25 protein-coding genes and 2 pseudogenes are annotated in these 24,366 nt (G+C 38.9%); 17 read left to right on the top strand and 10 right to left on the bottom strand.

Annotated elements, in window-relative coordinates; genetic code table 11:
* Positions 1–49: 49 nt before the first annotated feature.
* On the bottom strand, positions 50–1,720 hold the full coding sequence (locus GNE10_RS00565) for a patatin-like phospholipase family protein (RefSeq protein WP_185563174.1): 1,671 nt from the start codon (positions 1,718–1,720) through the stop codon (positions 50–52).
* Positions 1,721–2,249: 529 nt separating this feature from the next.
* Positions 2,250–3,047 (bottom strand): dienelactone hydrolase family protein, encoded by a 798-nt coding sequence (locus GNE10_RS00560; RefSeq protein WP_185563173.1) that lies wholly within the window; start codon positions 3,045–3,047, stop codon positions 2,250–2,252.
* Between the two features lie 413 nt (positions 3,048–3,460).
* On the opposite strand from GNE10_RS00560, the gene GNE10_RS00555 reads away from it, so the two are divergent.
* Complete coding sequence (locus GNE10_RS00555; RefSeq protein WP_185563172.1) at positions 3,461–4,000, top strand: DUF2267 domain-containing protein; 540 nt, start codon at positions 3,461–3,463, stop codon at positions 3,998–4,000.
* Between the two features lie 67 nt (positions 4,001–4,067).
* Here the strand turns inward: GNE10_RS00555 and GNE10_RS00550 are convergent, their stop codons facing one another.
* The 6 genes and pseudogenes from GNE10_RS00550 to GNE10_RS00525 form a co-directional block, all read right to left on the bottom strand.
* On the bottom strand, positions 4,068–4,436 hold the full coding sequence (locus GNE10_RS00550; RefSeq protein WP_185563171.1) for a hypothetical protein: 369 nt from the start codon (positions 4,434–4,436) through the stop codon (positions 4,068–4,070).
* A 457-nt stretch (positions 4,437–4,893) separates the two neighbouring features.
* A pseudogene (locus tag GNE10_RS00545) lies at positions 4,894–5,296 on the bottom strand (retroviral-like aspartic protease).
* On the bottom strand, positions 5,289–5,549 hold the full coding sequence (locus GNE10_RS00540; protein WP_185563170.1) for a hypothetical protein: 261 nt from the start codon (positions 5,547–5,549) through the stop codon (positions 5,289–5,291). Before GNE10_RS00540 ends, GNE10_RS00545 begins: the two are co-directional and overlap by 8 nt.
* A gap of 89 nt (positions 5,550–5,638) precedes the next feature.
* On the bottom strand, positions 5,639–5,974 hold the full coding sequence (locus tag GNE10_RS00535; RefSeq protein WP_185563169.1) for a XisI protein: 336 nt from the start codon (positions 5,972–5,974) through the stop codon (positions 5,639–5,641).
* On the bottom strand, positions 5,962–6,378 hold the full coding sequence (locus tag GNE10_RS00530) for a XisH family protein (protein WP_185563168.1): 417 nt from the start codon (positions 6,376–6,378) through the stop codon (positions 5,962–5,964). Before GNE10_RS00530 ends, GNE10_RS00535 begins: the two co-directional genes overlap by 13 nt.
* A gap of 362 nt (positions 6,379–6,740) precedes the next feature.
* A complete protein-coding gene (locus GNE10_RS00525; RefSeq protein WP_185563167.1) occupies positions 6,741–8,660 on the bottom strand; it encodes an RNA-directed DNA polymerase in 1,920 nt (639 codons plus the stop codon).
* Between the two features lie 206 nt (positions 8,661–8,866).
* Between GNE10_RS00525 and GNE10_RS00520 the strand changes: the two genes are divergently transcribed.
* Positions 8,867–9,178 (top strand): TRADD-N-associated membrane domain-containing protein, encoded by a 312-nt coding sequence (locus tag GNE10_RS00520; protein WP_185563166.1) that lies wholly within the window; start codon positions 8,867–8,869, stop codon positions 9,176–9,178.
* Positions 9,179–9,287: 109 nt separating this feature from the next.
* Here the strand turns inward: GNE10_RS00520 and GNE10_RS00515 are convergent.
* A pseudogene (locus GNE10_RS00515) lies at positions 9,288–10,598 on the bottom strand (site-specific integrase); the annotation flags it as partial.
* Between the two features lie 719 nt (positions 10,599–11,317).
* On the opposite strand from GNE10_RS00515, the gene nifK reads away from it, so the two are divergent.
* From nifK to GNE10_RS00450, 12 genes are all read left to right on the top strand, one after another.
* The gene (gene nifK / locus GNE10_RS00505; RefSeq protein WP_185563164.1) at positions 11,318–12,853 is read left to right on the top strand and encodes a nitrogenase molybdenum-iron protein subunit beta; all 1,536 of its coding nucleotides are present in this window, start codon (positions 11,318–11,320) and stop codon (positions 12,851–12,853) included.
* A gap of 157 nt (positions 12,854–13,010) precedes the next feature.
* Entirely contained in the window at positions 13,011–13,358 is a 348-nt protein-coding gene (locus GNE10_RS00500) for a Mo-dependent nitrogenase C-terminal domain-containing protein (protein WP_099068248.1), read from the top strand.
* 235 nt (positions 13,359–13,593) lie between these two features.
* A complete protein-coding gene (gene nifE / locus GNE10_RS00495; protein WP_185563163.1) occupies positions 13,594–15,033 on the top strand; it encodes a nitrogenase iron-molybdenum cofactor biosynthesis protein NifE in 1,440 nt (479 codons plus the stop codon).
* The gene (gene nifN, locus GNE10_RS00490; RefSeq protein ID WP_185563162.1) at positions 15,034–16,371 is read left to right on the top strand and encodes a nitrogenase iron-molybdenum cofactor biosynthesis protein NifN; all 1,338 of its coding nucleotides are present in this window, start codon (positions 15,034–15,036) and stop codon (positions 16,369–16,371) included.
* A gap of 287 nt (positions 16,372–16,658) precedes the next feature.
* Positions 16,659–17,072 carry a nitrogen fixation protein NifX gene (gene nifX / locus GNE10_RS00485; RefSeq protein WP_099066356.1) on the top strand — a complete coding sequence of 138 codons (414 nt, stop codon included), beginning with the start codon at positions 16,659–16,661 and terminating at the stop codon, positions 17,070–17,072.
* Positions 17,069–17,545 (top strand): NifX-associated nitrogen fixation protein, encoded by a 477-nt coding sequence (locus GNE10_RS00480; RefSeq protein WP_185563161.1) that lies wholly within the window; start codon positions 17,069–17,071, stop codon positions 17,543–17,545. The genes nifX and GNE10_RS00480 overlap by 4 nt, the downstream gene beginning before the upstream one ends.
* 179 nt (positions 17,546–17,724) lie before the next feature.
* On the top strand, positions 17,725–17,943 hold the full coding sequence (locus GNE10_RS00475; protein ID WP_099066473.1) for a CCE_0567 family metalloprotein: 219 nt from the start codon (positions 17,725–17,727) through the stop codon (positions 17,941–17,943).
* The gene (gene nifW / locus GNE10_RS00470) at positions 17,940–18,257 is read left to right on the top strand and encodes a nitrogenase-stabilizing/protective protein NifW (protein WP_185563160.1); all 318 of its coding nucleotides are present in this window, start codon (positions 17,940–17,942) and stop codon (positions 18,255–18,257) included. Before GNE10_RS00475 ends, nifW begins: the two co-directional genes overlap by 4 nt.
* 10 nt (positions 18,258–18,267) lie before the next feature.
* On the top strand, positions 18,268–19,071 hold the full coding sequence (locus GNE10_RS00465) for a HesA/MoeB/ThiF family protein (RefSeq protein WP_185563159.1): 804 nt from the start codon (positions 18,268–18,270) through the stop codon (positions 19,069–19,071).
* Between the two features lie 151 nt (positions 19,072–19,222).
* On the top strand, positions 19,223–19,594 hold the full coding sequence (locus GNE10_RS00460; RefSeq protein ID WP_099066360.1) for an iron-sulfur cluster assembly accessory protein: 372 nt from the start codon (positions 19,223–19,225) through the stop codon (positions 19,592–19,594).
* Positions 19,595–19,668: 74 nt separating this feature from the next.
* Positions 19,669–19,968 carry a 2Fe-2S iron-sulfur cluster-binding protein gene (locus GNE10_RS00455; RefSeq protein WP_099066361.1) on the top strand — a complete coding sequence of 100 codons (300 nt, stop codon included), beginning with the start codon at positions 19,669–19,671 and terminating at the stop codon, positions 19,966–19,968.
* Positions 19,969–20,068: 100 nt separating this feature from the next.
* The gene (locus GNE10_RS00450) at positions 20,069–20,320 is read left to right on the top strand and encodes a FeoA family protein (RefSeq protein ID WP_185563158.1); all 252 of its coding nucleotides are present in this window, start codon (positions 20,069–20,071) and stop codon (positions 20,318–20,320) included.
* Positions 20,321–20,579: 259 nt separating this feature from the next.
* Here GNE10_RS00450 and GNE10_RS00445 read toward each other — a convergent pair whose 3' ends face one another.
* A complete protein-coding gene (locus tag GNE10_RS00445) occupies positions 20,580–20,789 on the bottom strand; it encodes a molybdopterin-binding protein (protein ID WP_185563157.1) in 210 nt (69 codons plus the stop codon).
* A 990-nt stretch (positions 20,790–21,779) separates the two neighbouring features.
* Here GNE10_RS00445 and GNE10_RS00440 point away from each other — a divergent pair.
* The 3 genes from GNE10_RS00440 to GNE10_RS00430 all read left to right on the top strand — a co-directional run bounded on the left by GNE10_RS00440 (position 21,780) and on the right by GNE10_RS00430 (position 24,357).
* The gene (locus tag GNE10_RS00440) at positions 21,780–22,376 is read left to right on the top strand and encodes a CBS domain-containing protein (RefSeq protein ID WP_185563156.1); all 597 of its coding nucleotides are present in this window, start codon (positions 21,780–21,782) and stop codon (positions 22,374–22,376) included.
* Positions 22,377–22,631: 255 nt separating this feature from the next.
* Positions 22,632–23,084, top strand: coding sequence for an ankyrin repeat domain-containing protein (locus GNE10_RS00435; protein ID WP_185563155.1), 453 nt, complete (start codon positions 22,632–22,634; stop codon positions 23,082–23,084).
* Positions 23,071–24,357: a SagB/ThcOx family dehydrogenase gene (locus GNE10_RS00430; RefSeq protein ID WP_185563154.1), complete on the top strand. Its 1,287-nt coding sequence runs from the start codon at positions 23,071–23,073 to the stop codon at positions 24,355–24,357. Before GNE10_RS00435 ends, GNE10_RS00430 begins: the two co-directional genes overlap by 14 nt.
* The last annotated feature ends 9 nt before the right edge of the window (positions 24,358–24,366 follow it).

Here is a 24,366-nt window from a genome sequence, read left to right as displayed (position 1 = left end):
TATCGCATCAAATGTATTTTTTGATTGAAAAATAGTAAGATAGATTAAATTATCCATTTTTTAAATTCAGAAAATTTTGTCGAATCCACAATCTAAATATGCGTTTTAAAAGCCACTTTGTTAAGGGTTTTCCAATAAATATCCGGACATTCAGCTTAATAAAACTCCATAATTTAGATAAACGAGAACCATTATTTTTCATATCAAGCGGTTCTAGTCTGTCATTGATTAGATCGACCAAAGATTCTAAACGGAAGCTTAACTGATTTACAATTTCTTGACGTGTTTCTATGTCAACCTCTGCCATTAACCTTCGTAATTCTGCAATTTGATCTCGTTTGATGGCGTCATTATCTTGTAGTTGTTCTCCTTTTGGTGAACGAGGTTTTGCTAATTGGCTTAACTCTTTTTTTGCTTCATCCCAAGTATTTAAATTTTTATCGTTAACCTTACAATTAACTATCCACTCAAGAGGTGGCATTTTATTAAGTTCAAGGTTGAGTAAATCTTGGAGTTGACTCTTCGCTTGAAGATTGGACAGTTCAAATTGAGTGCGTTCCCGACCAATGTTGTAATCATAAGCCCGGAATTTCTTTTCAAGAAATCCAGCAAAGGCTGAGAAGACATCGCCAATTAACTCAAAATCATTAGCTGTAATGGAAAATACTGGAGCATCCATTTCTTCCATAATCCAATCTTGGAAGCGAGACTGGTGAAAAATTGAACTCAGCAATGCAATTCCTGTTACCAAGAGATCGTTATCTTTTTTGATAAAAGGATTTTCGGGTAATTGGCGTTGACCTGGTGCAATATAAAGGTAATATCTTTTATCAGATAAATCTTGATTTTGATCGATGCGATCCACGAGGAGCTTAGCCATACCAATAGGCTCATTTTCAAAAACTCCACCATCTGTGTACAGATACTCCTCATTACGATCGCGACGCTTACCAAATCCACCAAAACGTCGAATTTTCCGAAGTTTAAAAGCGAAGGGAAATGCACCAGATGATAGACCGGCTTCGCGTAACTCACTCCAGTTAGTATCTCTAAGTTTTTTCCATTCTATTGACTCGCGTCCTGTTCTTGGATCTCTTATTGTCTCTCGATCTATTTCATCAAGCGTCACATTCCCAAATCCATCGCGACGAGCTAGACACACAAATTGATCCTTATAACGGGTATATGCAAACTTTAGTGTTCCTTCTTTTCGGCCTTCACGAGCGTAATCAGTTGTAAGAGGGAAAGTATAGCCAGACAAGTTGGACATAGCTATACCAACATAAATCTCAGACGCAGCAGCCGGATGCTTTTGGTTGATTTGAACACGATCTTGCAGATATTTATTCCCAATTTTTTCAACAACTGCTGTTTGTAAAAGTGAGTATTTTTGATCTTCTTTTTCAACTTTAATTAATTCCCGAATATCAACTTCATCAACCCATGCATTGTAGAGTGGATTATTATATGGTTTTCGTAAAGACTGGTCTGGACGAAAGGGTGCAGGCTGATCGCCACAAAGAAGATGTTGGACTAAAATACAAGCCGTCATCCCACCCGCCGAAGCACCTGTAATTACATCAATTTCAATGCGTTCTTCATGATTTTTTATATCTTCGTTATGTCTGGCGATCGCTTCCAAAATTTCATACATAACGCCAGCTTCATAACTGCCAAGTGATACTGCTCCACTGATAACAACGGCAAGCTTTTTGGGCATTAATTTCCCTCACTTCATGTCTAAAAATTTAGAATAAACGGAATTTTTTTGTATAAATGCTTTTTTTGGGCGGTTTTTTAATACTTTTCCGTAGATTTCCTGATTGTATCAGCAATTATTTTTTTAACAACTACAAATGTATTAAAAAATATTACATAAGTGGAAATTAAATTTTAGAATTTTTTTATATCTCTGGACATAGAAAAATAAGATGCCGCTCTGGAACTTATTTGCCAACAAGCATAGATAAATCAGGTTTAAAATATTCTCTAATGAAATAAATAAAAAGAGTCTTGGGTTACTACATCCAAAAAAGCTGCTTTAGTAGATGTAAAATATAGCTAGAGGTAATTTAATAAAGTAAAAATAAATAAAGTTTTCTTGACAAATGAACACTTTTCAGAATCAAGACAGTATTATTCTTAATAAAAAACAAAAAATATACATCAAAGTCATCAAAATTTTTAATTTATGAAATTGTGGTGCGTTGCATTTGAGAACAAGACACCACAATCTACATCATTTAGTTTTACAAATTGTTTTTAAACAATTCTAAAACATGTTGCCAAGCATCAGGAGCAGCTTCAGGATTGTAACTTGGATGTTGTTCCATAAATGGGTACTTGTCTTTGAAAAATCCGGCAAAAAATCCATGTCCGGCATCGTATCTAAATACACGATGATTGATTTGATGTTTTTTTAATTCTGCTTCAATTTGCTCGGTTTCCTCCTGAGAAATAAATGTATCTCTTGTACCGAAAAAGGCATAAATAGTACCTTGAATTTGTGAAGTGCGATTAATAGTTGGAGTTTCTTCACCATAACTAGAAGTGGTAATTCCAGCACCGTAAAATGAAGCTGTAGCTTTGATATCCGGGAAAGTTGCAGCGATGTAAGCAACATGACCACCAAAACAAAAACCAACGACACCAATGGCATCATGTTTAACATTGGGTAAAGTTTTTAAGTAGGCGATCGCCGCTTGAATATCACTTAAGATATCTTGATACTTTACTTGTTGATAGTATTCCAATCCCAGCCGATAGGCTTCTGGACTAAATCCAACATCTTCGGCACTAAGATCGGCTGCAAAACCAGGAGCAATCCTTTGATACATCGCGGGAGCTATTACTACATAACCTTGTTTAGCAATTAATTCAGTGATGTCTCGAATGTTATTGTTGATGCCAAAAATTTCTGGAAAAACGATAACGGCGGCAAAGGTTCCTTCATGTGCTGGTTGAGCTAAGTAAGCATCGATTTCTAAGTTATTGTTAGGTATTTTGACTTTTGCGGTGTTAATTTCGATGTTTGTGATTTCTACCATCTTTTTTCCGGTTATTTGATACCAACTTTTCTATTTTGGCTGTTTTTTGACACGAATGATAAACTGGCATTGCATTTAAGTTAGAAATGTTTTGGTGTTGATTGTTGACTGATGACGGTTGACAATTGACAGTATGAGTGAGTGTATAATTTAAAAGTTTAATAATCTGCAACAAGCTAATTTTTTCCGTTTACACAGCAACCACAAGCTAGACGGTCGTATGATAAATCACACAACCAAGGCCTGAAAATATTTCTTTCTCAGTCAACAGTCAACAGTCAACAGTCAACACTGAATTTATAACTTTTGAATAGACAGCATCTCGAACTTCTGGATGATACTAAGGGTTTTTGATTTGTGCGACCTTACAAAGGTAAGCATAAAGACTCAATATTAACAAGCACAAAAAAACTATGCCAGATCAAACATTTAGAGCAAACATACCAGAAGTTGACCCAACGGAGATTGAAGATACTCGAACTGCGATCGCCGACGAACATCGTTCATTTTTAGAAAAAGTCATGGTGAAAGGTGGGTTTGCAGACATATATGACGCCAGAGACTTTACCGAAGTTGTGTTTCGCGTCATGCGTGACTTGATGACAACAGAAGCAAGCGATCGCGTCGAGGGAGAACTGCATAAAGAAGCCGTATCTACCGATGAAAAAGCACTCCAGTTTGATATTGCCGATCTTTGGAAAGATACCAATCCAATTGTGGGATTTTTAAGCCGAGTTCGTCCACCCTGGCAAGGCCCTGGAATTTTCAAAATCGATTCCGATCGCTTTTTGTTCCGAGTTGCTAATGAAGGGGGCAAACCAGAAACAGTTGACCGAGAACAGGCAGTAAAAGCGGTATTTTCTGCCACCAAAGACGAACTTTCCCAAGAAAGAATAGAAGAAATTGCTAGTTGGCTACCTGATTATATACGTCAGCTTTGGGAACAAGCTTAATTACAAGTGTGAAAAAGTCAAGTCTGTTTGCAGTTGACGATAATTGCAAACAGACTTTTTATATAAATCACTCCGCAGACTTCACCGTTTGATTTGCCACCAAGCGTGGTTTCTTTCGTTCTGACTTACGCGTTCCACCAGCCATACCATATTCATCACTATTTTTGCCATAGCGAGACGCAACACTCAGCAGCATGTGTTCAGAATAATCATTCAACACACGTTCAGCTTCTTCTAATGCATTCTGCGTTTTATCTATCATCGTTCGTGCTTGATTATGGGCGGCTAGCTTTTCTCGCAAATCCTGAATCATAGTATTGTAACTAGTTATTGATAACCCATTACCAAAATCTAGGTCAGGCTTAATCGCCTGCATTCCTTCAATCCGTCGTTCAGCTTTCGTCAGTGCAACTGAGTTTCGTCTGCGTTGCGGCATAAAGTTTTCCTTTTTGGATTAATTTATAAAGAACGCTAATGTTCCTTGGCACTGAGTTCTTTATATACCACTAAATTACGCAATTAGCAGATGCACCAGCCTGAGTAAAGCTACATAATTTATAGAACATTCACAATACAGCATAAATACGGTTATATTTGCTGAAATTTTTGAATATTAAGGGATTTACGAATTGAAAACTTGATTTAGAAGTCCAAAACTTGATTTACAAGTCCAAAACTTGATTTACAAGTCCAAAACTTGATTTAGAAGTCCAAAACTTGATTTAGAAATCCAAAACTTGATTTAGAAGTCCAAAACTTGATTTAGAAATCCAAAACTTGATTTAGAAGTCCAAAACTTGATTTAGAAGTCCAAAACTTGATTTACGAACAAGCTGTTGCACAGCACACCCTAAATTAGGGATGCGATATTATTGTTGAATTTTCTGTCTTCTTCAACTTACCTCAAAAGCCAAATCCGCACGATAAAAACACACATCAAACTCTGTAAAGAAATTCATGTGTCCCAATATCAGAGGCGCTTCTGTGGATTTTGTCCAAGCAAATGCAAGCAAGACAGGAGAAAATTCTGCAACTGTAGCTGATAGTACTAATCCTCGTGCTTCCTGACGAGCTAAATTCCCGCTTAACTGAATTGGAACTTTTTGTTCTTCCCAAACTGCTCCTAGTTGCAAACCAATTTCGTAAGGCAATAAATTAATACTTGCACCTGTATCCACCCATAACTTCGATAGACTGATTTTTATAAGTCAAAGTCAATGGTAAATAAGGCATCGTACTGGAAACACCAAGAACATTGCTGCGCTCAATGAAAGGAAATCTTTTACCTTCAAGCATGACCTTCCTGTTGTGCTGCTGTCAGAAGCTCAGATAATTTCTGAGCTGCTTCATAAGATTCATAAGGAGACCATACAACTGCTTCAGTAGATTCCAGTTGTTTTAACAATGCATTTTCCTGCTCTTGATTATCGGCTAATTCTAGATTGCATCCTTCTTCCTTTGCTACCTCTAGCAATAGAAAATGAATCAGGCGCAATTTATCTTGATGGGATAATTTACTAACAGTTTGTAGCAAATCATTTAAAAGCATATAGCTAATTATGCATAGGTAAGGAATGAATTGAGTTTAACGTAATATCTTATTCTAGCTAGAGGAGAGATGCGATCGCGTTTATTTTCTCAAGCTACGCCATATTGCGTATATTGACGGAAGTGTGATGGTTGTAGTCCTAAAACAATATCCTCTCTGGGTACTCCCATTTCAGTCAACTCTTGGGCAATTTGGATATCAGTCATATTACGCTGAATCCATATTTTTTCATCTTTAATATCGAGATGTATCACACAATTATAAATGCGATCGTATCCATTCCAGCCAATCTCTAAAATCTGGTAATGGTCTCGCGCTGTATCGAATATTAGTTGAATTTCAACATCTTCCTCTGAAGGTTGGAAGCTGCTATATTTAGTTAATAAATTTTGAATATATTCACGATATTGGTCTAGTTTTGCCATTGGACAATCACCTCATCATTTGGATCGTAAACTATTAATTTAACTTGATACTCTTGTACTGAACTTTGGGCAAAGTCCCGGCTAAATAGCGATCTATAAGTTGAGAGTGGAATAGCTAGAAACAAAACTCTTTCAGGTTCCCTGAGTCGCAGAGCTAATCTATAATTGAGAAACTGCCCCAAAGCCGCATGGTAGTCAAAAAGTTCTGAATCCCCTAAAAAACTTTTGATTTCAACAGCAATTTTCTCTGTTCCTCGCTCAGCTGCTAAGATTTGTTCCGCACCTAAATCGATTGACATTTTATCTTTGCCAAACTTAACCACTAGCGGATCGTGCGTAATAATCCACCCTTCTTTTTGCAGTCCCCGTTTAACGGCTTCATGAAAAATGTCTTTTGCAGACACGGACAGAACCAGAACCCAATAACCTTATGATACCGAACTATGATTATGGGGCGTTGCACTTTGGGATAACTATGGGAGGGATGCGATCGCCTGCTGATACAATGAAGGTGCGTTGTCCTTTGTGACACACACCTTACATCAGAGATGCGATTATACTAAATTTATTTTTTCCACTACGCGATCGCGCTAAATCATGTTTAATTATTGCCGAGCGCGCGCCTATGAATATCCTTTCTTTTTTACTCCAGCATCTATTGAGGCGATCGCTCAACTTGTTCTTTCAAGCATTTATCATTTTATCTAACCGCAGACTTACCCATTAGCTTAATATGCTAACTGTGCATTGCTATTTGTTAAAACGCCTAATAAGGATTGGAGTCATCAGACGTTATTTTATTAGGTAATGGATTCTCCATTGCCCACTTTGTCACAGCTTTATCAAGAACATCGCCTAGTTGTAACTCAACAGATTTAAACCAATGTTCTCGAATATCATCTGGCAAACATCTAGCTGCTGCAAGCAAAGCACGTCGCGTCCAAGGAGATTCATTAGACAACTTTCTCAGCTTAATATGAAGTAACCAATCTCGCTGTTTAGCTATACCTAAAGCTAGAATTAATTGTCGCCGACTAATTTCAAGATCAGCACCAAGAAGACTAATTAGCTTTTTGTGATTGCCCCACCTATCGGAGATTGCAAATAAGTCAAGTGCCCATATTCGATAATACTCTAGTTCACTAATGATTGAGTCTTCAACTAATTCAAGTATAAGGGAGCCAATCTCTTCTCTTCTTGCCAAGTTCAACACTAATTCAAGGTTTTGCAAATATTTGATTATATCACCAAAAGCAGGGAGAATCAGAACTAGTTTGTCATCATCTAGTATTTCATTAACAATTGAATCATCTTTGAATTTTCTTAATGATCTTAGCCCTGTTTTAACAATACCTAAGTCGGATTTCTCGCGCTCGCTATTAAGTTGTTTTCTTAATAATTGAACTATTTCATTTACTAAAACAATATTTTTTTCTTTATTTTTTGTATTTGAATTTGTGTCTACATCTTTATATATATTGTCTAATATTTTAGCATTGTTTTTCTGAGATTCTTTTTTCCTTGAGAATACTTCTTGATAACTTTTGATAGACAATATATCAGTTTTCTCGGATTGCACTTCAAAATGGTTAGCTTTGAGTATTTCTGTCATAAAAGCTAAATAACGATAAGCTTCAGTACGACTTGAGGCAAATATGCGGAAATCATCAACATATCTTACGAACTTAACACCATTAGCAAGTAACGCTTCATCTACTTTAGATATGGCTGCTTCTGCTAAAAGTCTTGCTGGAGCAGTACCAACAGGAATTCCATAATCTTCGGTGATGCTCCAACCTTTAAGCATATTCATTAGTACTTTTATGTGCATAGAAAATTTAGAAATATAACTTAGTACTTTTTGTAATGAAGGCAAATGAATACGCTGATAGAAACTAGTGATGTCTACTAATAAAATATGGGTAAAATCAGGTTGCTGTTCTATAATATTTTGAATTTCTTCTTCAAACTGTAGATATCCAATTTGTATATCAAATATCTGTCCGTTTTTTTTAGGTAAAAATCTATTTGAAAATACGATTTTATTTTGAATAGGTATTCGTATCGATTCTATATCTCTACCAATTTCTTTAATTATTGCAGCAAAAATAATAAAATCTAAGGGATCTATTTGGCTAATATCACGAAAAGCATACCTATAACCTTTTTTAGGTGCCAGCAGTGTTATGTAGGGACGAACTTCCCATTCAAACAGATTTTGGTCTAACAAATACTGACGTATTGCAGGCCAATTATATTTAATTGCTTGATATTCAAATGGAATTGGTAGTAAATCAGTATCACCAATTCTTACAGCATGTTCAAGTGCCCAGTCAAGGCTTTCTTGCTGAAGAATTAGTTGGTCTGTTCTATTCTCAGATAGAGGTTCACCTAGCCAAAAATATTCTGGCTTAACACTATCAATACCTCTTTTATCAAATTCGATGTACTTTCCTTCTAGAAACTGCTGTAACTTAGTTAGTTTTCTGGAACCACTCTCATTAATATTAAACTTCTTGTAAACCGCACTAAGTCTAACTCTCAAAGCTGTAGGTGAAATTTCTAGCTCATCAGCCACAGCCTCCATACCCTTTTCATTACCGAAAACGAGTACAAATGCTTCTGTTTCAGCAGGAGAAAGATTATATTCACGCGCTATTGCCAATAGAAATTGCTTAGTAAGCATAGTTTTAACCACAAAGTACGGTAGTACCCCGGCTGATTATAGACACTAGCATCCGCAACTGTATGTCTAGCACTCATGAACCTAGCAGAACTACTACATCGTAATTTTACATCACATTGTTAGAAAAAAGTTAGAAATTTGAAAAAATAATCTAACATAAACTAACATAAGCTAACATAGCACTATCACAATCGAAACCTAATAAAATGGTAAAGTTAAAATTGTTTGGTAATGATCAACCCGATCCTCTCCGTGAAATTCAGATAGCGTATCTTCAAGAACAACTGCGGCAGGCTAGGTTAACTTTTGACCTTTCGACAGCAGCAGTTGCCTTTTCAATTAGCATCAGTGTTGTAGGAGCAGCATTGCTATTTAGTGGCAGAACTTCAGAAGGAGCTGTCACTGGTGCATCAGGATTAATTTCTACTACCTTTTGTGCCCAAATTGCTAAAGACGCTACTGATAAGCTAGAGAGACTTGCCAAAGATTTGAAGTCTATTCATCCAACCCCCGATTAAAAATTTTGCAATGCCTATTTGTAATAAGGCGTTCTACTGGTGTGACAAACTTCAGTAGTTAAGGTGCGTCTTGCATAGCATAACGCACCATATAAATTTGTTAAGAAATTTAACTATACTTATAAGCTAACTCCATTCTTAACTTCTCAATCTCTAACTTCAACTTTTCATTTTCCATTCTCAATTTAGCATTCTCTTCCCTAATCAACTCAACTTCATTCCTCTTACTCAACGCCTGATTCATAGCCAACTTTCGCATATCTAGTGAAAACCAACGCTGATAAGTTTGCGTGTGAACTTGTACGCTATGCCCTAAATTATCTGCCGCAGCCTTAATTGGAATTCCCAAAATATGCGCTCGAATTGCCCAAGCGTGACGTAAATCATAAGGCTTAAAATCTAAGCCTATCTTACGAAACCACCAACTAACTCGCTGTGTTAAAGCCGTGATTTCTGCATAATTAGTATTATCTTTTTTACTAATTGCCGTTGCCAACATTTCTAAATATTTAGGACTTCTTAAATCAAATTCTTCAATCCATTGTTTATATAACGGTAAAGCTTCCCTTTCACCAGTCTTACAATCTTTATGAACCTTCCAGGTTAAATCTAAATTTTCTTGACTTAGCCACCAATCGATATCAGGATTAATAAAAAGCTCGCGCGGTCGTAAACCAAAAACTGCTAACATTCCATAAGCCCAGCGCCAAAGTTGCCAGCTATCTTGGACATTTTGGTTAACTTGATTGCCTCTGGTATTTAAGTATTGTTCAAACTTGCCAATTCCCTCAGATATTTCTGCATCAGTTGGGATACTACGGGAATTTTGCTCTGGCATTTTGGAATATTTTGATAAATCGATTTCGATTTTGAACGTCTGACAAAATACAGCGATCGCTCTTGCTGCATTATACTTAGACCATTCCTTATCGATTCTTTCAATCGCATTTATCAAATTCTCAGAAGTCGCCAAATCAGCAGGATTAGTAAATCGCTTAGTTCGGGAAATATAATAAAAAAAAGTATGTTCGCTTTTGGTTGTGCGTTTGTGAGTTTTAAAATATTCATCTTCAAATTTTTCCAGCAATTCACCAATTGTTTTACAATCTTTTTTAATTGCCTCATTGCCTAAATATTTATCATTCCATTCAAAAGTTTTACGAGCAATTAACTTTCCTAACTCATAAGCTTCTTCCTCAGCCGTTTTTAACCCATCCAAATTAGCAGGAATATTCAAGCTGAGATTGTATTGCTTTCTACCAGTGCCATTTTTATCCTTGTCCCCAGGTTTAATCGGTAACGTAGCGCGTAATTGCAGACTTCCATTAGATTCTCTAATTGTTACCTTTGTCTTTGCAGACTTCAAACGCAGATTTACCGTCTCTAATTCCAATAGTACTTTTGATTTCATGTGTTCTCTTTACAGCTTTGCAGACTTGAAGCGAAATAATTCGTAATTTAAGACTCTTGATTGCGGGCATTGCTGAATTTGAATATGAGATTTAAAGACTCTTCTCAACTCTTACTCTCTGCGACTCTCTCTTGAAAAGTTCAGATGCCTGCGGCAAGCCCCTTCGGGTCTACGCCGGAAGCCGGCGCTCCGACTTTTCGCTGCGTCTGTGCGTGAGGAAACTCATATTTTAAATCAGCAACACCTAATTACAAATTACGAACTATGAATTCTCCTTTAGCCTATATTTAGTCTAAAAATAAATGCGTTCTCAACGAACAATGTTTAATTCTGACATTGCTCATTGCAAACATTAACCCCTCTAAAAAAATAAAAGCATTAAAAGGATTACTCCGGCCCTTATCACGGTTATGATGGCTTTGCTATCTTCGCTCGCGATATGGATTTGGCACTCAACAGCCCAACCTGGGGATTAATTGGCGCTCCCTGGAGCAAAAAAGCTGAAGCTAAAACCAAAGCTAAAGCAACCGCCTAAAAAAACGAGAGAGACATAAGTATCTGGGGTTAATACCCCAGGAGGGAGTCGGGAATTCAAAATTCAAAATTAAAAATTCAAAATGATGTGTTTTGCTTTTTGCATTTTGAGTTTTGAGTTACATTTCCACTCCCTCTCCCTTCACTGCCGATTCCTCCATTAGTAATTAACTCAGCAAGCTTGGAGATCAGAAATGCCTCAGAATCCAGATAAAATTCAAGACCACGTAGAGCTGTTTCACCAGCCGGAATACCAACAATTATTCCAAAACAAGAAAGAATTTGAAAACGGTCACGACCCCGAAGAAGTAAAGCGGGTTGCAGAATGGACTAAGAGTTGGGATTACCGCGAAAAGAATTTCGCTCGTGAAGCTCTAACCGTCAACCCTGCTAAAGGTTGCCAACCTTTAGGAGCAATCTTCGCTGCTGTTGGATTTGAAGGCACTCTGCCCTTTGTTCAAGGTTCCCAAGGTTGCGTTGCATACTTCCGCACCCACTTAACCCGTCACTACAAAGAACCATTCTCTGGTGTATCTTCTTCCATGACTGAAGATGCTGCGGTGTTCGGTGGTCTGCAAAACATGATTGACGGCTTGGCGAACTCCTACCAACTCTACAAGCCCAAGATGATTGCTGTCTGCACCACCTGTATGGCAGAAGTAATTGGTGATGACTTACAAGCTTTCATCAACAACGCTAAGAAAGCTGGTTCAGTTCCTCAAGATTTCCCAGTTCCTTACGCTCACACCCCCAGTTTCGTTGGTTCCCACATCACTGGTTACGACAACATGATGAAGGGTATTCTTTCTAACTTGACCGCAGGTCAAAAGAAAGAAACCAGCAATGGCAAAATCAACTTCGTTCCAGGTTTTGACACCTACGTTGGCAACAACCGCGAAATCAAACGCATTGCTTCTCTGTTTGGCTTTGACTACACAATTCTAGCTGACAACAGCGATTACCTGGATTCACCCAACACTGGTGAGTTCGATATGTATCCAGGTGGTACAAAGCTGGAAGATGCAGCAGATTCAATTAATGGTAAAGCTACAGTCTTCTTGCAATCACACTCCACAGTCAAGACCCGCGAGTACATCGAAAAAGAATGGAAGCAACCAACCGTTGTTTCCCGTCCTTGGGGTATTAAAGCTACTGATGAGTTCTTGATGAAACTCAGCGAACTATCTGGTAAGCCCATTCCTGAAGAATTGGAAATCGAACGCGGTCGTGCAGTTGACGCAATGACTGACTCCCACGCATGGGTTCATGGCAAACGGTTCGCTATCTACGGCGAACCCGATTTAGTGTACAGCGTTGTGGGCTTCATGCTGGAAATGGGTGCTGAACCAGTGCATATTTTGGTTCACAACAGCAACGAAGAATTTGAAAAAGAAATCAAAGAATTGCTTGCTTCTAGCCCCTTCGGTCAAAATGCAAAAGTTTGGGGTGGTAAAGACCTGTGGCACATGCGTTCTCTGTTGTTCACCGAACCCGTAGACTTGTTGATTGGTAACTCCTACGGTAAGTACCTGTGGCGCGATACCAAGATTCCCTTAGTAAGAATTGGCTATCCTATTATGGATCGTCACCACTTGCACCGCTACAGCACCATCGGTTACCAAGGTGTAATCAACTTGCTCAACTGGATTGTAAATACAATCTTCGAGGAAATCGACCGCACCACCAACATTCCTTCTAAGACCGATATTTCCTACGACTTGATTCGTTAGAAATTACACGCAAACGCAAGTTATTAGGAACTAGCGGATAGGGACTGGGGATTAAAAATTGGGGACTGGGAACTTAATTATTCCCAATCCCCAATGCCCAATGCCCCATACCCTATACCCACTCGCAAATTTAGCATTTACCTGAGGCATGAAATCAATGGAAACTATTAATCACACTCACACCCATACTCATACTCATCCCCATCCTAATTACCATCCACCTAATTATCAAAAACGTGGAATATTAAACAATATTCTTAATCCTTTACGTAATGTTGTGGATGGAATTCAGGTTAAAAATAATCGTCTTGCTCATTTAATTTGCCAAACAATTCCTTGCTGTTGTCCCTTTGAACGCCGAATAAGATTATTTGGGCGGGTTTTTGATATTCCGGCATTGTGTAAACTCAATCCTTTATATGATGAATTTGTAGGATTGCGTTTTCGTGCTTTATCTTATCTCGCCGATGTGTGTGGGGAAGATGTCACGAAATATATTTGTTAGTCAATGGATTTTGGATTTTAGATTTTGGATTTTGGATTGACAGAATTCAGGAGTCAGAATTCAGGAGTCAGGAGTTAGGAGAATATTTAATGAATAAAGATATTAATCATACTAGACTCATTACAAATTCTCATTTCTGATTCCTCGCTGTTGAATTTTTGCTAAAAATCTAAAATCCAAAATCTAAAATCCAAAATTGTCTGTCGAAAAACTGCCATCCACCAAGAGAAGAGAGATGAAAAGCACCCAAGGCAAAATTAACGAGCTGCTCAGTGAGTCAGGATGCGAGCATAATCAGCATAAACAATCAGAAAAGAAAAACAAGTCTTGCACCCAACAAGCACAACCTGGCGCTGCTCAAGGGGGCTGTGCTTTTGATGGGGCGATGATTGCCTTAGTACCCATTGCGGATGCGGCTCATTTAGTCCACGGGCCGATCGCTTGTGCTGGTAATTCCTGGGGCAGTCGTGGTAGTCTCTCTTCTGGGCCGCAACTCTACAAGATGGGCTTTACAACTGACTTGAGTGAAAATGATGTCATTTTTGGTGGCGAGAAAAAGCTCTACAAAGCAATTCTGGAACTCAAGGAACGCTACCAACCAGCAGCAATTTTTGTCTACGCTACTTGCGTGACTGCTTTGATTGGCGATGATATGGATGCAGTTTGTAAAGCCGCAGCTGAAAAACTTGGCACTCCAGTAATCCCGGTAATTGCTCCGGGATTCATTGGCAGTAAAAATCTGGGCAACCGTTTTGGTGGTGAAGCTTTATTAGATTATGTTGTCGGGACAGCAGAACCGGAATACACAACGCCTTATGATATTAACTTAATAGGCGAGTACAACATCGCCGGGGAAATGTGGGGAGTCACGCCGCTGTTAGAAAAATTAGGCATCCGCATTTTGTCGAAAATTACCGGCGACGCTCGGTACAATGAAATTCGCTATGCCCATCGCGCCAAGCTGAATGTAATGATCTGTTCGCGGGCGCTGCTGAACATGGCGAGAAAGATGGAGGAGCGTTACGGCATTCCTTATATTGAAGAATCTTTCTATGGCATCGATGACATGAATCGTTGTCTGCGAAATATTGCTGCTAAATTAGGCGACCCGGATTTGCAAGCACGCACAGAAAAACTAATTGCTGAAGAAACTGCGGCTTTAGATTTGGCACTGGCTCCCTATCGCGCTCGACTCAAAGGTAAGCGTGTCGTATTATATACTGGCGGTGTCAAGAGTTGGTCGATTATCTCCGCTGCAAAGGACTTGGGTATTGAAGTTGTTGCTACCAGTACTCGCAAAAGTACTGAGGAAGATAAAGCCAAAATCAAGAAGTTGCTAGGTAACGATGGCATCATGCTAGAAAAAGGCAACGCCAAGGAATTGTTACAGCTGGTGAGAGATACTCAAGCAGATATGTTGATTGCCGGAGGTCGTAACCAATACACCGCCTTAAAAGCTCGGATTCCTTTCTTGGATATCAACCAAGAACGCCACCATCCTTATGCAGGTTATGTAGGAATGATTGAGATGGCGCGGGAATTGTACGAAGCTCTTTATAGCCCGATTTGGGAGCAAGTACGCAAACCGGCTCCGTGGGAAGAAGAAGACACGGGGACGCGGGGACGCGGGGACGCGGCGAGTTTTTTCTCCGCTTCTGAAGAGGAGGTAATTTAAATGGCGATCGTTACTGTTTCTAACAAATCACTGACGGTTAATCCTCTCAAGCAAAGCCAAGCTTTAGGCGCGTCTTTAGCTTTTCTGGGATTGAAGGGGACGATGCCTTTATTCCACGGTTCTCAAGGTTGTACTGCTTTCGCTAAAGTTGTGCTGGTGCGGCATTTTAGGGAAGCGATTCCTTTGGCTACCACGGCGATGACGGAAGTCACTACGATTTTGGGTGGCGAAGAAAATGTGGAACAGGCAATTCTGACTTTGGTGGAAAAGGCGAAACCAGAAATTATCGGTTTATGTACCACCGGGTTGACGGAAACTAGGGGAGATGACATTGAAGGTTTTCTCAAGGAAATCCGGGAACGCCATCCAGAATTGCATGATTTAGCAATTATATTTGCGCCGACTCCCGATTTTAAAGGCGCGTTGCAAGATGGTTTCGCCGTGGCTGTGGAAAGCATAGTTAAGGAAATTCCCCGCCCAGGTGGAATCAAAACCGAACAAGTAACGATTTTGCCGAGTGCGGCTTTTACGCCAGGGGATGTCCAGGAAATCAAAGAGATGGTAACAGCTTTTGGCTTAGTGCCTATCTTTGTACCAGACATTGGCGCTTCCCTTGATGGACACTTGGAAGATAATTACAGCGCAGTTACAGTTAGCGGAACTACTTTAAAGCAGCTACGAGAAGTTGGTTGTTCTGCTTTCACCTTGGCTTTAGGCGAGAGTATGCGCGGTGCTGCCAAGATTTTGGAAGAAAGGTTTGGCACTCCTTACGAGGTGTTTGGGGAAGTGACTGGATTAGAACCAGTAGACGAATTTCTCCAAGCATTGGCAATTCTCAGTGGTAACAGCGTACCGGAAAAATACCGCCGCCAACGCCGCCAGTTGCAAGATGCGATGTTAGACACGCACTTTTATTTTGGTGCAAAGCGAATTTCTTTAGCACTGGAACCCGATTTGTTGTGGTCAACAGTCCATTTTCTGCAATCAATGGGAGCGCAGATTCATGCTGCGGTGACGACGACGCGATCGCCTTTACTGGAAAAACTCCCAGTTAAAAGCATTACCATCGGCGATTTAGAAGACTTTGAGAGTTTAGCAGCAGGTTCGGATTTGCTAGTTGGTAACTCAAACGTGAATGCGATCGCCAAACGCCTTAATGTTCCTCTTTATCGCCTGGGATTGCCCATTTACGACCGCTTAGGTAATGGTCAATTTACCAAAGTTGGTTACCGAGGCACAATGGAACTTCTGCATGGCATGGGCAACTTGTTATTAGAAGCAGAAGAAACAAGAGTTAAGAAGTTACAAGAATTAGGAATTGTGGGCGCGGATTTTTGAAATCAGAATTCAGAATTCAGAATTCAGAATTCAGAATTCAGAAGAGGGAAGACAGAATGCAGAATGCGATCGCACGGATTTAGGAGTAGTTTTTCTAAAATTTATACCACTAAATATGCATATTTAGTGTGAGTTTTTAGATTTATTCTTCACCACAATTTACTCCTGAATTCTGACTACTGACTTTTATTAGCGCAGCGGGACGTAGCCCATTCTGAATTCTGAATTCTGAATTCTGACTCCTGATTTCTGACTCCTGAATTCTGGACATAAAGAGGAGAAATACGATGAAAATTGCCTTCACTACGAGCGACCGAGTTCATATTAACGCTCATTTTGGATGGGCGAGATTAATTGATGTTTATGAAATTTCCGATGAGGGATATCATTTTGTAGAAACCCTCAACTTTGAAGGTGAACTCAAAGAAGATGGAAATGAAGATAAAATCACACCCAAACTTGATGCGTTAGCTGATTGTACTATTGTTTATGTCACAGCAATTGGCGGTAGTGCTGCGGCTCGGTTAATCAAAAAAGGTGTTACCCCGGTGAAGGCGCGATCGGAAGAAGAAGAAATTAGTGAAGTGCTAAATAAATTAGTGCAAACCCTCAAAGGTAATCCTCCACCTTGGTTGCGTAAAGCTTTACAACAAAAACCTGCAACCTTTACAGATGAAGTTGGAGATGAAGCCACAGTATGACTATAAATAATAGTGTGAACGGAACTGCTGCTGCTGAAGTCTTGAACTCGCCTTTTATTAAGGTATTAATCAAACAAATTCGGGGTCAAGACAGCTATGGAGTTTATCGTAGTTGGTCGGATGAGTTAATTCTCAAACCCTTTATTGTTACCAAACAAAAGAAACGGGAAATTTCCGTGGAAGGTGAAGTAGATCCAATAACTCAAGCTCGGATTATGGCATTTTTTCGGGCTGTAGCTGCCGGCATTGAACAAGAAACAGGTTTGATTTCCCAAGTGGTAATTGATTTGAGTCATGAGGGATTTGGCTGGGCGTTGGTATTTTCTGGTCGTCTTTTGTTAGCTGTAAAAACCTTACGCGATGCTCAAAGATTTGGCTTTGATTCGCTGGAGAAATTAGCCGAAGAAGGAGAAAGCTACGTCCAAAAAGGTATTAATTTGGCGAAGCGGTTTCCGGAAGTAGGCAAGTTGTAAAAATTTTAGATTTTAGATTTTGGATTTTGGATTGAATATCAAATTCATGTTGCTAACGTGGATTTTTCTCACGCAGAGAGGAAAGCTGAGAGAAATATTGAGTGTTTGCAAAGCAATATTATCCAATCCAAAATCGAAAATCCAAAATCGGAAATCCAAAATTGATTGTGGGGTTGTTGATGGTGCAAGCCAAAGAAACACAAATTGAAGAATTGAAGGGACAAATTAGACGGCTAAATAGTAAAGCAGGTCAAATGAAGATGGATCTGCATGATTTAGCAGAAGGTTTGCCCACAGATTACAAACAACTTATGGATGTTGCAGCTGCAACTTATGAAATCTTTCGTCAGTTAGATGAACTTAAGCAACAGCTGAAAGAATTGGAGAACGCTAAATGACTGGAACTTTGGAAGAATTCAAGAAACTTGTAGATGCAGAAGAATTTTTGCAGTTCTTTAATTTGCCCTACGACCAACAATTTGTGAATGTAAATCGTCTACATATATTGAAAAAGTTTTCTCAATATATTCGGGAAGTTGATGATAATTCTCCCGATTTGAGTCCTCAGGAAAGGCTAAATCAATATTCTTTGGCTTTGCAAAAAGCTTATCAGGTATTTATCGAGTCAACACCACACGAACAAAAGTTGTTCAAAGTGTTTAACGACAAGCCGAAAAATGTAGTCACACTGACAGAACTCACTTCTGATTAGGAGGTATAAATTGGTAAACCTAACGCCTACCGAATTAGAACGCTATCATCGCCAAATGATGCTGCCTAATTTTGGCGAAGCAGCCCAGAAGCGTTTGAAGTCAGCAACAGTTTTGGTTACGGGTGTGGGGGGATTGGGCGGTACGGCGGCGCTTTACTTAGCAGTAGCGGGCGTTGGGCGGCTAATCTTAGTCCGGGGTGGTGACTTGCGGCTGGATGATATGAATCGTCAGGTTTTGATGACGGACGATTGGGTAGGTAAGCCAAGGGTATTTAAAGCTAAGGAAACTCTGGATGCAATTAATCCTGATGTCCAGGTGGAAGCAGTTCATGAATATATCACCCCGGAAAATGTGGACGCGCTGGTGCAATCCGCTGATATGGCTCTTGATTGCGCCCATAATTTCACGGAGCGCAATTTATTAAATGAAGCTTGCGTGCGTTGGCGTAAGCCAATGGTGGAAGCTGCAATGGATGGGATGGAAGCTTACCTGACAACGATTATTCCTGGTGTGACTCCTTGTTTGTCCTGTTTGTTTCCAGAAAAGCCTGATTGGGATCGGCGCGGCTTTTCGGTTGTCGGTGCTGTTTCTGGGACGCTGGCTTGTTTAACCGCACTGGAGGCGATTAAGTTAATCACTGGTTTTAGTCAGCCTTTATTGTCGCAATTGCTGACTATGGACTTGAATCGGTTGGAATTTGCTAAACGCCGTTCTTACCGCGATCGCTCTTGTCCAGTATGCGGTAATAGTGCGCCCTGGAGATACGCTCAACCCAATTCAATGGAAGCCAGCAGTATTGCACAGAATGGCTAATATTTTAGATTTTTAATTTTGCGAAAAGTTTGAGCGCCGGCTTCCGGCGATCAAAGCTTTTCAAGACGGATTTTGGATTGAAAGAGAAATCCAAAATCTAAAATCTAAAATCCAAAATTCCCAGAGGACGAACAAAAAATTAGGAGATCTAATGTCTGTAACTTTATCAGAAAAAGCAGAATTTCATCTGTGGGCATTTCTTAGAGGTTCCGCACCGGAAGCTAATGGCGCAACTAAAGGTGTCCGTTTCTCTGTCAAAGATGGTGGTTGCAGTGGCTACGAATATGCAATGGATATCACTAGCAAACCCCAACCAGATGATTTGGTAATCCAGCAAGGGAAAGTACTGGTTTACGTTGACGCCAAAAGTGCGCCGTTATTGGAAGGAGTAATAGTTGATTTTGTTGAGGGTGTGATGGAAAGCGGCTTTAAGTTCATCAACCCCAATGCAACTGAAAACTGCGGTTGCGGAAAGTCTTTCAAAACAGGTGACTGTACGCCTAACGGTGTACCTTGCAGCTAACACCATTGTGTTGAGCGATCGCATTGCACAGCGATAACTAACCTAATCCTATAACGTTTGAGGAGAACCGGAAAATGGCTACCTACCAAGTTAGATTAATCAACAAAAAAGAAGACATCGACGCCACAATCGAAGTTGATGAAGATACTACTATCTTAGAAGCAGCAGAAGAAAATGGTATTGAATTGCCTTTTTCTTGTCATGCAGGTTCTTGCTCTAGCTGTGTTGGTAAAGTTGTTGAAGGTGAAATTAACCAAGACGATCAAAACTTCTTAGATGATGACCAAGTTTCTAAAGGATACGCTTTACTTTGTGTAACCTATCCTCGTTCTAATTGCACGATTAAAACACATCAAGAAGCGTATTTGGTCTAAATTTCTACTTTGATTGCTGTTCTTAGCAATTAAATAAAAATGAAGGATGGAGTATATTTTCATCCTTCATTTTTTATAATTAATAATTTATAATTCATTTATGTTTACACCTTTTAATGTAACTGGCTGTTCGTTAGAATTGTTGAAAATAGGGGAACAAGGAATTATTACTTTCTGTAAAAGTAAGGATAAAAAAAGTCTCAATCAATTGCTATCAAAGGGCATAACACCAGGAAAATATATTACTGTACAACAAAGGTTTCCCTCGTTAATTATTAAAGTAGAAAATACGTCTCTATCAGTAGATACGGAAACTGCCCGTACTATATATGTTAGAATCATTCATCATTAAATTATTTGTAATCAAAATACGTCAAATTGTAGTGGCGTGTCTAGACTAAAGTTGTGCATTAGCTTTATTGTTTGGGAGGTGCTAAGGCGCAACTAAAAACATTGTTTATTGCAACATTTTAGCCGTGACACACCCTACATCTAAAAATAAGCTCTAATAAATTTTCGACCTCACTCCTTTGTTAACTAATTTTAGGAGTGAGGTCACTAATTTATAGATGATGAATGTAATTCGATATCAGAAGTGAATTGGCTATTTTTTAATCAACAGCGACTATTACATCTGATGATTTAATCACTGCATAAGCCTCTTTACCTTCTGCAAGTCCCAGCTTTTCTGCTGAGGATTTTGTGATGATTGACACTAGCTCTACTCCTGGTGCTAGTTCTAGGGTTACTTCAGTGTTAACTGAACCGGGTACAACTTTTTTAACGGTTCCTTTGAGAGAATTACGAGCGCTAATTTCCATTTTTCTTGTGTTTCTTTTATTATGGATACCCAGATAATGTAGCAAATGATGTTTGAAAAATCAAATTTTTTGGTGTTTCTTAATAAGGTATAAGAAAAATACACAAAAATCCATTAGCATATCTCTGTGGCATATTGATTTTTATCAAACAGAATTCAGGAGTCAGTCGTCAGAATTCAGTTAGGTATTCTGTATGACTGGCGGATGAATAATCGGCGTTTTTGTACCCCCACCAAATTGAAAATTTGGTGGTCTTTAATCAGTCGCGGGTCTGAATCCCCGACTAATAGCGCAGCTAAGCCGTGTCCGCGTTCGCGTAGCGTCTCGTAGAGAGCGTCTTTATTCTGACTCCTGAATTCTGACTTCTGAATTCTTCTTCAATTTTTTACTATTGACATCAACGCGTTTAATTGCTAAAAGCTACTTGCCTACAATATATAGTTATATCACCTATCTGCTAATAATCTAATTTCTAAAATAAGACTATTAAAAATACTCAACCTTTCTGTATTTTCACAATTTTTTAAGCTTTTCCTTTCAATATGTCTGGGGATCTTTATAAATGATTCATAATTCAAACTTATCATAGTGATAATATATAGATAAGCTAAATTGTTGCTAGTCAACCTAGACTTCAATCAAAGCGATTACAGGGTGATTTCAGACATCCCTGCCTTAATTCTGGTAAAGCCTAAGAATGGTAGGAAGTAAGATTTACTCAACAGGAAAACAACGGGAAAAGCGTAAATCAGTTCGCAGAAACTAGCCAGATTTATTAAGGTATCAAATAGGTTCAATACATCTAAATAGGTATGTCTAATTTCCCTAACCGCTTTTGACGGCGGCAAATATAATTCCTCACAATTCAACTTGAATTTGAGTTAAGCATCTTTGCGTTCCGCGCAGACTAAGCAATGCAGTTTGGGAAGAATTGCAGCAGTTTAGAACAAATTCGCTTACTTGCAACAACGAATTTAAGGAGCAGCAATTATGAGAGCCAAACAGATCATGACTCAAGATGTAGCTACTATTCGCGGTTCCGCCAGTGTAGCTGAAGCAGTTAGATTATTACGGCTCAAGCAATTACGGGCGTTGGTTGTAGAACCCCGTCACAGTGGCGATGCTTACGGTATGGTTACTGAGATGGATATAGCCAGCAAGGTTGTTGCTTATGGAAAAGACCCCGAAAAGGTGCATGTCTACGAAATAATGAGTAAACCCTGCATTGTTGTAAATCCTGACCTCGATGTTGAATATGTTGCGCGGTTATTTGCTAATGCTGGTGTGTGGCGTGCGCCTGTGATTCAAGGTGAGTTACTTGGTATTATTTCTGTAACTGATATTATCACTAAAGGTGACTTTGTAGAGAAACCAAAACTAACATTCTTACACAAAGAACTCCAAAAAGCTATTTCTAATGCTCGCTCAATTTCTGCTAATTATGGTTCAATGTCTAAACGAGCGATCGAAGCTTGGGATTTTGTAGATGAACTAGAAGCAGAAGCTGGTTTCTATGGCGCACCAAAACCTGAAAAATCAGCAAGAGAATTATTCTCTGATAAAGAAGAGTTAGTCGCTATTGCTTAGCAGAATTCAGGAGTCAGAATTCAGAATTCAGAATTCAGGAGTCAGAATTCAGGAGTCAGGAGTTATTTCACTTTTGTGGAAATCTGCTGTCTTAGGCAATTAGCAAAAATTAGAGCATTGATTTACTAATCACAAAGCTCAAGTTTAGGCTATTACATAGCTTGTGAAATGATGGTGGGCATTGCCCACCATTACGTTTTGCAAGCAAATTTTTGCTTGTTAATTAGTCAAATTTGCGGGATTTGAAGGGTAATTATGAGTCAAGATTTGAGTGAAGGAACAACCCAATGGTTAATAGCAAAGGGCTACAATTCTGAAGAGTTAAATCAAGCAGGTGAAAATGGCGATACAGCTTTAATGAAGGCTACGAGAGAAGGAGTGTATGCTGTCGTTAAAGAACTGATTGATGCGGGTGCGGATATCAATGCTCGAAATAGCGATCGCAATAATGCTTTATGGTTCGCTTGTTTTGGCAATCACTACGATTTAATTCATTTGCTGCTGGCTCACAACATTAACATTGACAACCAAAATGATAACGGTGCAACTGTTTTAATGTATGCAGCATCAGCAGGAAAGACAGAAGTCGTGAAGTTGCTCTTACAATACCATCCTAACTTAAATTTACAAAACTTAGACGACTATAAAGCAATTGATTTCGCCAGCAACGTAGAAGTATTAAGGATACTCAAAAATGCCACAAAATAAAATATCGAGCAATGCCTTTCATGAGGCTACCAAGCATTCTTACTTATCGGTACAGATAAATCCAAATTATGTGGATGCTGTAACTCAACCATCTGCATTTAAATTCTATCCAAAATTCTATCGAAGAGTGAAATTAAATGTCAATAATCCCGTTCACTCTTTTATATCTTTAACTAGTGCAATAACACTAGAAAAAATGTATAAAGATAGTCTCGATAAATTGCGGGTGAATCCATCAGCAGGCGCTCTATATCCTACGGAAGTTTACGTACAGCTTCGCAAAATTCCGGGAATACTAGATGGAATCTATCACTTAGAAGTTGAGAATAATTGTCTAACACTTATCTATGAATTAATTGATGATGGGCTAGAGAGTTATATTATACCGAACAAAAGTATCAACGGATTCATATTTTTAATTAGTTGTGTTTATTATAGGTCTAGCTGGAAATATCAAAATAGAAGCGCGAGATATTGCTTTTTAGATAGCGGACACCATTTAGGTGCCATCGCAGCTTCGGCTTATCTCCATGAAAAAGATATACAAGTAATTTTTGATTTTGATAAACTTGGTCTCAATTTAGCTTTGGGATTTGAGAATAAAGAGTTTATCACAGCTTGTGCGGTGTCGGGAGAATTACAGAAAAAGCAAGTCAGACCGTTAAGGATGAAAGTTCCTTTTGTTTGCGGTACTGATTACTTTGAAGCTAATCAATTCATTGAAGATACTTATCAAGCTACGGCTGTACAAAAGAGTAATCAGCAAACACTCAAACAGCCTCACTTTAGCTTTGACAAGGATAAATTTCTTCACACTATTTTGCATAGGCGTTCTATTCGACGTTTCCGGAAAAAATCTATTTCTCCAGAAGATTATCTATATATAATGCAGCAACTTCAGCAGCCAATACCAACAGAAAATCATGAGGAAATAGATATTTACTCGGTGGTACATCGAGTAGAAGAAATGCCATGCGGATTATATAAAGGTACGCATTTGATTAAGACGGGTGATTTTAGCGAGCAGACTGGTTACTTATGTATTAATCAAGCTATTGCCAGAGATAGCGCTGTAACTTTATTTTTTGTTTCTGATTATTTAAACTACCAAACTGCTATGCAAATAGCTGGTTTTCTAGGACAGAGACTTTATTTAGCTAGTAATTATTTGGGAATTGGATGTAGCGGAATTGGTGCTTTCTACGATGACGAAACCCAAGAATTATTAGAGACAAATAAAGATGTACTTTACGCAATGGTAATTGGAATATAAGCAAGGAAG

This window comes from Nostoc sp. 2RC, assembly GCF_014222165.1.
GTDB lineage: Bacteria > Cyanobacteriota > Cyanobacteriia > Cyanobacteriales > Nostocaceae > Nostoc > Nostoc linckia.
The sequence above is the reverse complement of the archived record's forward strand: the minus strand, read 5'-3'. Positions and strand labels throughout refer to the sequence as shown.